The following is an 11,855-nucleotide window of genomic DNA, read 5'->3' as shown; positions in this document are numbered from 1 at the left end:
TCGTCACGCCGCCGCACCCAGATAGGCGGCAATGACGTCGGGATGATTCCTGATCTCCTGCGCCGTCCCTTCCGCAAGCTTCTGCCCGTAGTTGAGAACCACGATGTGCTCGGAGATGTTCATCACCAGCTTCATGTCGTGCTCCACGAGCACCACGGTGACGCCGTCCTCGGAGACGCCGCGGATCAGCTCCTCGATGCCCGCGGTCTCGTTGGCGTTCAGGCCGGCGGCGGGCTCGTCCAGCAGCAGCAGCTTGGGGTCGGCGGCCAGGGCCCGCGCGATCTCGAGCCGCTTCTGGGCGCCATAGGGCATCGCCGATGTCTCGTGGTCGACATAGTCGCCCAGGCCCACGTATTCCATCAGGGCGGCGGCCCGGTCGCGGCACTGCCTGTCGGCCCGGATCATGTGCGGAAGCCGCAGCAGCGAGGAGAAAAAGCTCTGCGGCAGCCCCAGGTGGGCTCCCAGCATGACGTTCTCCCGCGCCGTCATGTTGTAGCACAGCTGCAGGTTCTGGAACGTGCGGCTCATGCCCATGGCGGCGCGCTGATGCACGGCCTTGCCGGACAGATCCTGGCCGTCCAGGAGCACCCGTCCGGAGGTGGGCTGATAGACGCCGGTCACCAGGTTGAACAGCGTGGTCTTGCCGGCGCCGTTGGGGCCGATCACCGAGTGCACGGCCCCCTGCGTCACCTCGAACGACAGATCATCAATGGCGCGCAGGCCACCGAACTGCTTGGTCATGGACTCGACTGTCAGCATGCTCATCCCAGGACCCTCCGGATCAGGCCGTGCAGGGTGGGCACGAACCCGCGGGGCATGAAGATCATCATCAGCATGAGGATCAGGCCGTAGACCAGCCATTCGTACTCGGAAAACACCACCAGGTACTGCGGCAGGATGGTGAGCAGCGCCGCGCCGACGATGGACCCCACCAGCGAAGCCATGCCGCCGAGAACCACCATCACGACCAGTTCGATGGAGTGCATGAAACCGGCCGTGTTCGGCGCGATGAAACCGGAGTAGAAGGCGTACAGCCCGCCCATCAGTGCCGCCACCCCGGCCGACAGGACGAAGACCAGGGTCTTGTAGTGCGTCACGTTGACGCCGGAGTTGTCCGCCGCGATCTCGGAGCCGTGCAGTGCGCGCAGCGCCCGCCCCACGGGGGACTCGACGATGTTCACCGCCAGCCAGTACATGACCAGCAACAACCCGGCGAGGATCCAGTACCAGACCAGCTCGTCGAAGACCGTGTACCCGAACACCTCCAGCGCACCGACACTCATGCCGTCGGGCCCTCCGGTCAGCCAGGTCTCCTGGGTGATGATCAGGTAGATGATCATGCCCAGCCCCAGGGTGGCCATGGCCAGGTAGTAGCCCTTGAGACGCAGGATGGGCCGCGCCATCACGGCGGCGATGGCCGCCACCAGCACCACTCCCGCCGCCAGCGCGAGCAGCGACGGCCAGTCGTAGCGGGTGGTGAGGACGGCCGTGGCGTACCCGCCGAGGCCAAAGAACGCCGCGTGCCCGAGACTGACCTGCCCCGCATAGCCCACCAGCAGGTTGAGCGCGATCACGACGGTGGCGTTGATCAGCACCAGGATGGCGATGTCGAACTGGTAGAGCCCCTCGATGAACAGCGGCGTCGCGAGCAGCACCAGCAGCAGTGTCGCCAGGCCGCCGTACCGGGGCGAGAACACCACGTCCTTCCAGTTGGTCTTGCGGCCGCCGCGCACGGGGGCGGTCATGTTCCCGGACATTTCCCTAGACACGCTCCACCCCGCGCTGGCCGAACAGCCCGCTGGGCATGAAGAACAGGATAAGGAGAATCAGCACGAAGGCCACGGCATCCTTGTAGTCGGAGGAGATATAGCCCGCCATCATGGCCTCGGTCAGGCCGAGGATCAGCCCGCCGGCCACGGCCCCGACAAAGCTGCCGAGCCCCCCGAGCACCGACGCGACGAACCCCTTGAGCCCGAGCATGACCCCGATCTCGTAGTTCGTGAACGTGATCGGCGTCATGATGACCCCGGCCACCGCGCCCAAAAGGCCGGCGAGCCCGAAGCTGAGCACCAGGATCATGCCGGTGTCGATGCCCATGAGCTTGGCGGCATCGCGGTTGTAGGAGGTCGCCAGCACCGCCTTGCCGAGCCGCGTGCGGGTGAAGAACAGGGCCAGCGCGGTGACGATGCCGACGGTCACGCCGATCACCCACAGGCTTTGCGGCACCATGACAACACCCAGGAACCGGATCGGTGTGTCGCCGGTGAACCCCGGCATGGAGAAGTAGCCGGTGCCCCAGATGACGTGGGCCACGCCGCGGATGAACAGGGCGGCCCCGACGGTGATGATGATGAGCTGGATCGCGTCGGCGTTCTTCGCCGGCTGGATGCCGCCCTTGTAGAGCAGCGCGCCCAGCGCGCCGCCGATGAGCACCGCCAGCACCAGCGCGAGCCACATCGGCACACCGGACGACATGATGAACACGGCGGACATGCCGCCCACCATGACGAAATCACCCTGGGCGAAATTGATCACGTGACTGGCGTTGTAGACCAGGCAGAACCCCAGCGCCACCAGGGCGAAGGTGCAGCCGATGGTGATGCCCGTGACCAGAAACTGGAGAAACTCAGCCATGGCAGACGTTCCCTTGGCAATCGTGTTCAGGCGTCCCGCACCCGTCGGGGTGCGGGACGTCCGGCATCACTGGTCCAGCAGCGACCAGGTACCGTCCTTGATCTCCACCATGCGGAAGCTGCTCTCGATGTCGAGCCCCATATGGTCGTCCGGGCCCATGTTGAACGTCCCGGTCACGCCCTGGAAGTCGCTGGTCGCCTCGAGCGCATCGCGCACGGCCTGGGGATCCGTCGAGCCCGCCCGCTCGATGGCATCGACGGCGAGCATCAACGCATCGTAGGAATAGCCGCCGAACGCCGAGGGCTTTTCCCCGTACTCCGCCCGGTACGCCTCCAGATACTCCATGGCGGGCGCCTTCTGCGGGTCCGAATCCGGCAGCAGCTCCGCGACCAGGATCGGCGACACCGGCAACCGCACGCCTTCGGCGGCGGAACCGGCCAGGTCCAGGTAGCCTTCGGAGGCGACCCCGTGGGACTGGTACAGCGGCAGCTCGATGCCGAGGTCGGCATAGTTGCGGGTCACGATGGCGGGGGCCTGGCCGAAGTCGAAGTTGAAGATCGCCTCGACCTCGTCGTTACCCCGGATCCGGGTCAGCTGGGCGGTCATGTCGGAGTCGTCGGGCGAGTAGGTCTCGTCCATGACGATCTCGATGCCGAACTCGTCCGCCACCTTGTGGGCCTGCTCGCGACCGGAGGCGCCGAAGCCGCCGGTGCCGGAGATCAGGCCGATCTTGGAGATGCCGCGCTGCTGCATGTCGGCGAAGACCTGGCGTGCCGCCATGCGGTCCGTCTCCGGTGTCTTGAACACCCACTCCTTCACCGGCTCGACGACCACCACGGCCCCGGCCAGGCTGATGAACGGCACCTGCTGGCGCTGGAACAGCTCGGCGGCGGCCATGGTCGCCCCGGTGGTCGTGCCGCCGATGACGATATCGGAACGATCCTGGGCGATCAGCCGCCGGGCGAACGTTCGCGCCTCGTTGGCCGCCCCGGCATCATCGTAGTATTGCCATTCCAGCTCACGGCCCAGGACACCTCCGTTTTCGTTGATCCGCTCGATGAACAGCTCCAGCGTCTTGCGCTGCGGATCACCGAGATAGGACGCCGGACCGCTCACGGACAGGAAGGAGCCGATCCGGATGGGATCATCGTCGGCCACGCCCTGGCCCGGGATGCCGATGAGGGCGGCCGACAGGGCAACCACGGGTAGCAGTTTCTTCAACATCGTGCTTCTCCTCGTTCATTGTGGATCGTTATTCTCCGGGCTCTCACGGCCCTGGGAGTGCGCTTTCCGGCCCGCCGTAGCGGCCCGAGATGCTACTGGTCGTAATCGACCACCACGCGGCTGGAAACGGGCAGGCTCTGGCAGGTCAGTATGTAGCCGGCCTCGAGCTCGTAGTCCTCCAGCGCATAATTGACGTCCATCTCGACTTCCCCCTCCAGCAGCCGCGCACGGCAGGTGGAGCACACCCCGCTCTTGCACGAATGGGGCAGCTCCGCGCCCGCCTGCATGCCCGCCTCGAGGATGGAATCGGTATTCCTTGCCAGCTCGAACTCTACCTGCTGGCCGTCGACCCGCACCTGCACCTGTACCATGGAATGGTCCACGTTGGCGTCCCTGGCGCGCTCGCGGCGGCGCTTCAGCGCTTCTCCCGGCGCGGTGAACAGCTCGAAGTGGATGTTCGCTTTCGGGATGCCCGCTTCCTGCAGCGTCCCGGAGACGGCGTTGATCATCGGCTCCGGGCCGCAGATCACGCACTCGTCCACGTCTTCCGCCCCCACCCAGTGCTCCAGTATCGCCCGGCACTTGTCGGCGTCAATATGGCCGTGGAAGAGCTCGATGTCCGTCTGCTCCCGGCTCATCACCGGCACCATGGTGAACCGGTCCATGTACTGGTTCTTGATGTCCTCGAGCTGCTCGCGAAAGATCATGTTCTGCGCCGAGCGGTTGCCGTAGACCAGCGTGAAGCTGCTGCCCGGCTCCGTCGCCAGCCCTTCCTTGATCATGGAGATAACGGGCGTGATGCCGCTGCCGGCGGCGAACGCCAGGTAGTGCTTGCGATTGTCGGGGCTGAACCGCAGCACGAAGCTGCCCTCGGGCGGCATCACCTCCAGCACGTCGCCCGGCTGCAGGCGGTCGTTGACGAAGCTGGAGAACACGCCGTGGGGGTCCTTCTTCACCGCCACCCGGATCTCGCCCTCGTGCGGCGCGGCACAGATCGAGTAGGTGCGCGTCACGGGCTCGCCGTCGATGCTCGCCCGCATGGCCAGGTGCTGCCCCGGCAGGAAGCGGAACGACTCGCGCTCCGGCTCCGGCACATCCAGCGCAAGGGACACGGCGTCCCGGGTCTCGCGGCGCACTTCGCTGACGGTCAGTTGGTGGTACTTGGACATGGCTCGGGTGGCTCCTCCGGGCATCCCTGCGGCGACAACGCCTAGATGCATTTGAAATAGTCGAACGGCTCCAGGCAGTCCTCGCAGCGGTACATTGCCTTGCACGCCGTGGAGCCGAACTCGCTCGTCCGGGTCGTGCGCTCGGAGCCGCACTGCGGGCAGGCCACCGCATCGGGCTCGCCGAACAGCGCACTCTTGCCCTGCGCCTTGCCGGCGGGCGGCGCGATGCCGTAGGCGCGCAGCTTCTCGCGTCCCCGCTCGCTCAACCAGTCCGTGGTCCAGGCCGGCGACAGGACCTCGTCCACCCGCACGCGATCGATGCCCCGGGCGTTGAGCGTGCGCACGATCTCCATGCGGATCGCCATCATGGCCGGGCACCCGCTGTAGGTGGGCGTAATGGTGACCCGGACGCCGTCGTCCTCCTGCCGGATGTCGCGCAGGATGCCCAGATCCTCGATGGTCAGCACCGGGATCTCGGGATCGGTCACCTCCGTCAGCCACTCGCGGATCCGGTCCGGCGAGGGCCGCTCGACGATGTCACTACCAGCGCGCATCGGGGTAGGCCCTCGGCAGGAACTGCATCTCCGCCAGGATGTAACCGAGGTGCTCGGTATGCCGGCCCTGCTTGCCGCCCTGCTGCATCCAGCTCTCGTCCGGAATGACCAGGGTGGCCTCCGCGGTTACCTCGCGCACGCGCTCGTGCCAGGCCCCGGCGACCCGCTCCAGGTCGGCGGCGACGCCGGTCTCGAGCAGTGCCTGATCCACCTCGTCCGGCGTGAGCATCTCGCCGGTGTACATCCAGAGATCGTCCAGCGCGGCCTGGATGCGGTCGTGGCTCTCCCGGGTGCCGTCACCCATGCGGATGACCCACTCGCTGCTGCGGCGCACGTGGTACTGGACCTCCTTGAGGGACTTCGCCGCCACTTCGCGGATGCGCTCGTCCGCGGACGCCGACAGCCGCTCCAGCAACGGATAGTGGTAGGCGTCGTAGAGGAACTGCCGCATGATCGTGTACGCGTAGTCGCCGTTGGGTCGCTCCGCCAGCAGTACGTTGCGATAGTCGAAGGCATCCCGGAAGTACGCCAGACGATCGGCGTCGCGTCCCGCACCCTCGATCTCGCCGGCGAGGCCGAGCCAGGACCGGGCCTGACCGACCAGGTCCAGGGCCACGTTGCCGGTGGCCATCTCCTCCTCCAGCACGGGCGCGTGCCCGAGCCAGGCGGACAGGCGCTGGCCGAGAATCAGGTCGCTGTCCCCCAGGCGCAGCAGGTATTCGAACTGCTGTTGCTCAAGCTTGTTCACTACGGCTCTCCCCCGCCCTGTCCCGGGCAATCACATGTTCTCCACGTCCGACGGCACCTCGTAGAACGTCGGGTGGCGGTAGACCTTGTCATTGCTCGGGTCGAACAGCATCTCCTTGTCACCCGGCGCCGAGGAGACGATCTGCGCCGAAGGCACGACCCAGATGCTCGCGCCTTCGTTGCGGCGCGTGTACACGTCCCGGGCGTTGTTCATCGCCATCTCGGCGTCGGTGGCATGGATGCTGCCCACGTGCTTGTGGGAGAGCCCGTGCTTGCTGCGGATGAACACTTCCCACAGGGGCCAGTCCTTACTCATGACACTTCTCCCGTTGCTCGCTCAGGCGGCGGCACGCCGCTGCTGCTGCTTGTCGGCGTAGGCCTGCGCGGCCTCCCGCACCCAGGCGCCGTCCTCGTAGGCCTTGCGGCGGGCGGCCAGCCGCTCGCGATTGCAGGGGCCGTTGCCGTTGACCACGTTCCAGAACTCGTCCCAGTTGATCTCGCCGATATCGTAGTGGCCCGTCTCCTCGTTCCAGCGCAGGTCGGGGTCGGGGATCTCGAGCCCGAGGTAGTGGGCCTGCGGCACGGTCTGGTCGATGAAACGCTGCCGCAGCTCGTCATTGGTATGGCGCTTGATCTTCCAGGCCATGGACTGCTGGGTGTGAATGGAGTCGCCATCGGCCGGGCCGAACATCATCAGCGACGGCCACCACCAGCGGTTCAGGGCATCCTGCGCCATCGCCTTCTGATCGTCGGTGCCGTTCACCATCTCCAGCAGAAGCTCGTAGCCCTGGCGCTGGTGGAAGCTCTCCTCCTTGCACACGCGCACCATGGCGCGGGCGTAGGGGCCGTACGAGCAGCGGCACAGCGGCACCTGGTTCATGATCGCAGCGCCGTCCACCAGCCACCCGATGGCGCCGATATCGGCCCAGGTCAGCGTCGGGTAGTTGAAGATGCTGGAGTACTTCGCCCTGCCCTCGTGCAGCGCGTCGAGCAGCTCGTCACGGCTGGCGCCCAGTGTTTCTGCGGCGCTGTACAGGTACAGGCCGTGGCCGGCCTCATCCTGGACCTTGGCGAGCAGGATCAGCTTGCGCCGCAGGCTCGGGGCGCGCGTGATCCAGTTGCCCTCGGGCAGCATGCCCACGATCTCCGAGTGGGCGTGCTGGGAAATCTGCCGCACCAGGGTCTTGCGGTACTTCTCCGGCATCCAGTCCTTGGGCTCGATGCTGATGCCCTCGTCGATGCGCGCCTGGAACGCACGCTCCTGCTCGGAGGCATCCTGCCCGGTGGACTTGCCCTGTGCTCCGGTATCAACGAACTGGCTGTACATGCAGACCTCCTCGCACTGGCGCCGGGCGTTGCCGCCCACAAACCGTATCTGATACATAAAGTTTGATTTCAGAATAGCAGTATGTGTCACATTTGCAAGCCCCGGCCGGCGTGCAGTGCACAACGTGCAATCTATATATATGTCATTGTTTGTAATGTTTTTTATTGATTCTTTCCCGGATCGGGCCACGAAAAGCTCATGGCCCTTGCCCGATTCGTTACGACAAACGGCCGTGAATGACGTAAAGAAATGTGTCACCAGAGCGGCGAGGGACGCGTGCCGGGTAGCCGCGCGTCACCGCCGGCCGCGGCATCCGCGCGGATCATGGAGGCGACAAGGGGAGAGGTTCGTCAGGCGGCGGTTCCCGAGTCGCCACCCACGGCCTCCGCCTCCCGGGGAGTCAACAGGCCGCCGAAACGCTTGTAGAAGTACGGGGCGGGCTCCGGCAACGGACCTTCCGCGGTGCGTAGGGTACGGCTGAGATGGACCTCGGCCTGCCGGAAGGTCAGGCGGTAGAGGTTGCGGCACAGCAGACGCGCCGCCGAGCCGCTCCACTCCGCCGGCAGAACGTCCTCCGGTAACTGCGGATCCCGCAGCAGAAGGCGGCGGATCTCGTGAATCAGCAGCGTGCGGACCAGGAAGCACTGCTCCGGATCCAGTCGCTTCGCCGAGCTCATGGCGCGCCACACCGGCCGGAAGTGATCCAGGAAGCGCGCGTACTGCTCGCTCAGCTCGTCCAGGCTCCAGACCTCCCGGACCAGGCGGTTCATGGGCCGCGAGGTGGGCAGCCCCTCGTGCTGGGCCCGCATGACGATGGCATCACCAGCCAGGTCCAGGTCCTGGAGCGTCGCCGTCACGGCCTCGCGGGGCGGCAGGGGATGGGCCAGAACCCCCGGGGCGAGCACGCCGAACCCCAGGTTGCCGAGCTCCCGGCGCAACGACTCCCGTTCCGATGCCGGGATACCGGAGGTCAGGATCAGCATCCACTCGCCGTCCCATTCGCGACGCGGCTCGTGATAGACACGCTGATAGGCCTTGTCGAAACTGCGCCAGCCGCGCCGTGTCAGGCTGTAATAGCTGCGCCGCCCGATCTGGGACGACGTCAGCCAGCCCTCCTTGGACAGCCGGTTGACCGAGGTACGCACGAGGCGGTCGCCCAGGCCGAGCGGCTTGAGCAGCTCGATCAGGCTGCCCAGCCAGACGGTGCCGCCCCGTGGCGCGATGGCGTCACCGTAGACAGTAATGATCAGGGAACGCGCTCGGATCGGACGCTCCACCGTCAGGCGTTCCACCAGTGCATTGACTGTCTTTTTCGTGGACATGCCGTTTCCTGTTCGCGGATCGATCCGCTTGGCGGACGGGACGATACCACACCGCCCGCGAGCGGCCTCAAGCGGCATGTCCCGGGGTGCCGCCGGCGCGGCTAGCCCTTCGGCCGCAGGTCCACGACCCGCTTGGCCTTGCCCTGGGAGCGTTCCACCTCACCGACGTTGACGATATCCACCGCCGCGGTCACGCCCACGTACGACTTGATGGCGTATGCCAGCTCCTCGCCGAACCCGCTGCGCTCGGCCTCGGTCAGCTCCCCCAGGGACGGCTGGGGCTCGACGCGCACCCGGAGGCTGTCGACGTTGCCCTCGCGGCTCACCTCGAGCTGGTAGTGGGGCGCCAGCTTGCCGTGGGCACAGATCCGCTCCTCGATCTGCGACGGGAACACGTTCACGCCCCGGATGATGAGCATGTCGTCACTGCGCCCCGTGATCCGCTCCATCCGGCGCATCGTGCGGGCGGTGCCCGGCAGCAGCCGGCTCAGGTCGCGACTGCGGTAGCGAATGACCGGGAACGCCTCCTTGGCCAGGCTGGTGAACACCAGCTCGCCCTCCTCGCCGTCCGGGAGCACTTCGCCGGTATCCGGGTCGATGATCTCCGGGTAGAAGAAGTCCTCCCAGATCGTGGGTCCGTCCTTGGTTTCCACGCACTCCTGCGCGACGCCGGGACCCATGACCTCGGAGAGGCCGTAGATGTCGACGGCGTCGATCCCCATGCGCTCCTCGATCTCCTCGCGCATGGCGTTGGTCCACGGCTCGGCGCCGAACACCCCGACCCGCAGGGACGACTTGCGCGGATCCAGCCCCTGCCGCTCGAACTCGTCGGCGATGTTGAGCATGTAGGACGGCGTCACCATGATCGCCGTGGGCTTGAAGTCGTGGATGAGCTGGACCTGCTTCTCCGTCTGCCCGCCCGACATGGGGATCACCGCGCAACCCAGGCGCTCCGCGCCGTAATGGGCGCCGAGACCACCGGTGAACAGCCCGTAGCCGTACGACACCTGCACGATATCGCTGGAGGTCACGCCGGCGGCACGCAGGCAGCGGGCGACCAGAGTGGCCCACATGTCGACGTCGTTCTGGGTATAGCTCACCACCGTCGGCCGCCCGGTCGTACCGCTGGAGGCGTGGATGCGCACCACGTCCTCCATGGGCGTCGCCACCATGCCGAACGGGTAGTTGTCGCGCAGGTCGCTCTTCAGGGTGAACGGGAACCTCGCCAGGTCCTCCAGGGACTGCAGGTCCGACGGATGGACGCCGGCGGCGTCAAAGCTGTGCCGATAGAACGGCACGTTCTTGTAGGCGTGGTTCAGGCTCCAGCGCAGCCGCCGCAGCTGGAGCGCCCGCAGCTCGTCACGGCTGCAGGTTTCCACCGACTCCAGGAGACCATTGGCCTGTTTTACCGTGTTCATGACTTCCTTCTCCTCCCATCAGGCGCATCTTCGTCGCCGTTCCAGTCAGTTCTCCGTGAGCTCCACCCCGGGGATCAGCTCACCGGGCACGGTGTAGGAGCGTCCGCGGAACAGCGCCACCAGGTCACCCGCCTGGTTGCAGACCGTTGCGTCGTAGACCCCGGTGCGACCGGCGCGGCTGCGCTCCTGCGCCGTCGCCGTGAGCACGTCGCCCTCGCGCCCGGGCGCAAGGAACTCGATGGTGCCGCTGGAGGCGACGGTCAGCCGGTTGGACCAGTTGCACGCGAAGGCGAACGCGGAGTCCGCCAACGCGAAAATCAGCCCGCCGTGGCAGCTGGCGTGGCCGTTGAGCATGTCCCGCCGGATGGTCATGGACAGGCTCGCGTAGCGGGGACCGATGTCCTCGATCCGCATCCCGAGGGCCTGGGAGGCATGATCGTCCCGCCACATGGCCTCGGCGCAGCGCCGCGCCATCTCTGCCGGCGGCAGTTGCTCCGCCGCAGCCTTCTCCTCGCTCATATGCAACTCCGTTAGCGTCCGGTGAACGTCGGCTTGCGCTTTTCCATGAAGGCGGCCACGCCCTCGCGGTAGTCGGCGGTGCGCCCGCAGGCGCGCTGCAGATCCCGTTCCAGGTCCAGCTGCTCGTCCAGGGAGTTGCTCCAGGACGCCGTCAACGCCTTCTTGATATTGGCCAGGCCCTGGGTGGGCTGTTGCGCGAAATGTGTCAGCAGGCTTTCCGCCTCGGATTCCAGCGCGTCGTCGTCGACTGCCCGCCAGATCATGCCCCAGCTCTCCGCCTGCTCGGCGGTGACCTTGTCACCGAGCATCGCCAGCGCCGTCGCCCGGGCATGGCCGAGCAGACGGGGCAGATGCCACGTTCCGCCGCAATCCGGAACCAGCCCGATGTTGCAGAAGACTTCCACGAACTTGGCCGATCGCGCCGCGAGCACGATGTCGCACGCCAGCGCGATGTTGGCGCCCGCCCCCGCGGCGACACCGTTGACGGCACAGACCACCGGCACGGGCAGGGCCCGCAGCCGTCGCACCAGCGGGTTGTACCAGGACTCCAGGGACTCGCCGAGATCCGGTACGTCGTCACCCGGCGCCACGCTGCGGTCGGACAGGTCCTGTCCGGCACAGAACCCGCGCCCGCGCCCCGTCAGGAGCAATACCCGCAGCCCCTCGGCACCCTCGAGCTCGTCCAGCGCCTGCCGGATCTCGCGGTGCATGGCGACGTTGAACGCGTTCAGGCTGTCCGGGCGGTTGAGCGCAAGACGCCCGATGCCGGACTCCACGGAGAAATCGATGGTTTCGAATGACACGGACTCTCCTCCAGGGATCAAGCATCCCTTCTTGGCATTGTTCGAGGCACCATAGCGCAATCCCTGAAAAGGATACAAGTTCGCCGTTGACATGGTGCGTTTATGTATCACACTACTAGTCCATGAACGCCGCTCGTG

13 protein-coding genes are annotated in these 11,855 nt (G+C 66.5%); all 13 read right to left on the bottom strand.

The features are described 5' to 3' along the window. Positions 1 to 3 precede the first annotated feature (3 nt). The 13 genes from QWY84_RS11375 to paaG all read right to left on the bottom strand — a co-directional run bounded on the left by QWY84_RS11375 (position 4) and on the right by paaG (position 11,717). Positions 4 to 765, bottom strand: coding sequence for an ABC transporter ATP-binding protein (locus QWY84_RS11375; protein ID WP_290202810.1), 762 nt, complete (start codon positions 763 to 765; stop codon positions 4 to 6). Next, the gene (locus QWY84_RS11370) at positions 762 to 1,745 is read right to left on the bottom strand and encodes a branched-chain amino acid ABC transporter permease (RefSeq protein WP_290202808.1); all 984 of its coding nucleotides are present in this window, start codon (positions 1,743 to 1,745) and stop codon (positions 762 to 764) included. The genes QWY84_RS11375 and QWY84_RS11370 overlap by 4 nt, the downstream gene beginning before the upstream one ends. Positions 1,746 to 1,761: 16 nt before the next feature. After that, positions 1,762 to 2,634 (bottom strand): branched-chain amino acid ABC transporter permease, encoded by an 873-nt coding sequence (locus QWY84_RS11365; protein WP_290202806.1) that lies wholly within the window; start codon positions 2,632 to 2,634, stop codon positions 1,762 to 1,764. 66 nt (positions 2,635 to 2,700) lie between these two features. Then, entirely contained in the window at positions 2,701 to 3,858 is a 1,158-nt protein-coding gene (locus QWY84_RS11360; protein WP_290202804.1) for an ABC transporter substrate-binding protein, read from the bottom strand. Between the two features lie 92 nt (positions 3,859 to 3,950). Then, positions 3,951 to 5,027 carry a 1,2-phenylacetyl-CoA epoxidase subunit PaaE gene (gene paaE / locus QWY84_RS11355; RefSeq protein WP_290202802.1) on the bottom strand — a complete coding sequence of 359 codons (1,077 nt, stop codon included), beginning with the start codon at positions 5,025 to 5,027 and terminating at the stop codon, positions 3,951 to 3,953. Between the two features lie 41 nt (positions 5,028 to 5,068). Next, positions 5,069 to 5,581, bottom strand: a complete 513-nt coding sequence (gene paaD / locus QWY84_RS11350) for a 1,2-phenylacetyl-CoA epoxidase subunit PaaD (protein WP_290202799.1) — start codon at positions 5,579 to 5,581, stop codon at positions 5,069 to 5,071. Next, positions 5,568 to 6,329: a 1,2-phenylacetyl-CoA epoxidase subunit PaaC gene (gene paaC / locus QWY84_RS11345; RefSeq protein ID WP_290202798.1), complete on the bottom strand. Its 762-nt coding sequence runs from the start codon at positions 6,327 to 6,329 to the stop codon at positions 5,568 to 5,570. Before paaC ends, paaD begins: the two co-directional genes overlap by 14 nt. A 30-nt stretch (positions 6,330 to 6,359) precedes the next feature. Continuing rightward, on the bottom strand, positions 6,360 to 6,644 hold the full coding sequence (gene paaB, locus QWY84_RS11340) for a 1,2-phenylacetyl-CoA epoxidase subunit PaaB (protein WP_290202797.1): 285 nt from the start codon (positions 6,642 to 6,644) through the stop codon (positions 6,360 to 6,362). Between the two features lie 21 nt (positions 6,645 to 6,665). Continuing rightward, positions 6,666 to 7,655 (bottom strand): 1,2-phenylacetyl-CoA epoxidase subunit PaaA, encoded by a 990-nt coding sequence (gene paaA / locus QWY84_RS11335; RefSeq protein ID WP_290202795.1) that lies wholly within the window; start codon positions 7,653 to 7,655, stop codon positions 6,666 to 6,668. Between the two features lie 350 nt (positions 7,656 to 8,005). Next, complete coding sequence (paaX, locus tag QWY84_RS11330) at positions 8,006 to 8,977, bottom strand: phenylacetic acid degradation operon negative regulatory protein PaaX (RefSeq protein WP_290202794.1); 972 nt, start codon at positions 8,975 to 8,977, stop codon at positions 8,006 to 8,008. Between the two features lie 101 nt (positions 8,978 to 9,078). Continuing rightward, positions 9,079 to 10,395: a phenylacetate--CoA ligase PaaK gene (gene paaK, locus QWY84_RS11325; protein ID WP_290202793.1), complete on the bottom strand. Its 1,317-nt coding sequence runs from the start codon at positions 10,393 to 10,395 to the stop codon at positions 9,079 to 9,081. A gap of 45 nt (positions 10,396 to 10,440) precedes the next feature. Continuing rightward, positions 10,441 to 10,914, bottom strand: a complete 474-nt coding sequence (paaI, locus tag QWY84_RS11320; protein WP_290202792.1) for a hydroxyphenylacetyl-CoA thioesterase PaaI — start codon at positions 10,912 to 10,914, stop codon at positions 10,441 to 10,443. A gap of 11 nt (positions 10,915 to 10,925) precedes the next feature. Then, positions 10,926 to 11,717 (bottom strand): 2-(1,2-epoxy-1,2-dihydrophenyl)acetyl-CoA isomerase PaaG, encoded by a 792-nt coding sequence (gene paaG, locus QWY84_RS11315; RefSeq protein WP_290202790.1) that lies wholly within the window; start codon positions 11,715 to 11,717, stop codon positions 10,926 to 10,928. Between the last annotated feature and the right edge of the window lie 138 nt (positions 11,718 to 11,855).

Source organism: Aquisalimonas lutea (assembly GCF_030409225.1).
GTDB lineage: Bacteria > Pseudomonadota > Gammaproteobacteria > Nitrococcales > Aquisalimonadaceae > Aquisalimonas > Aquisalimonas lutea.
This window is presented reverse-complemented; position numbering and strand designations above follow the sequence as displayed.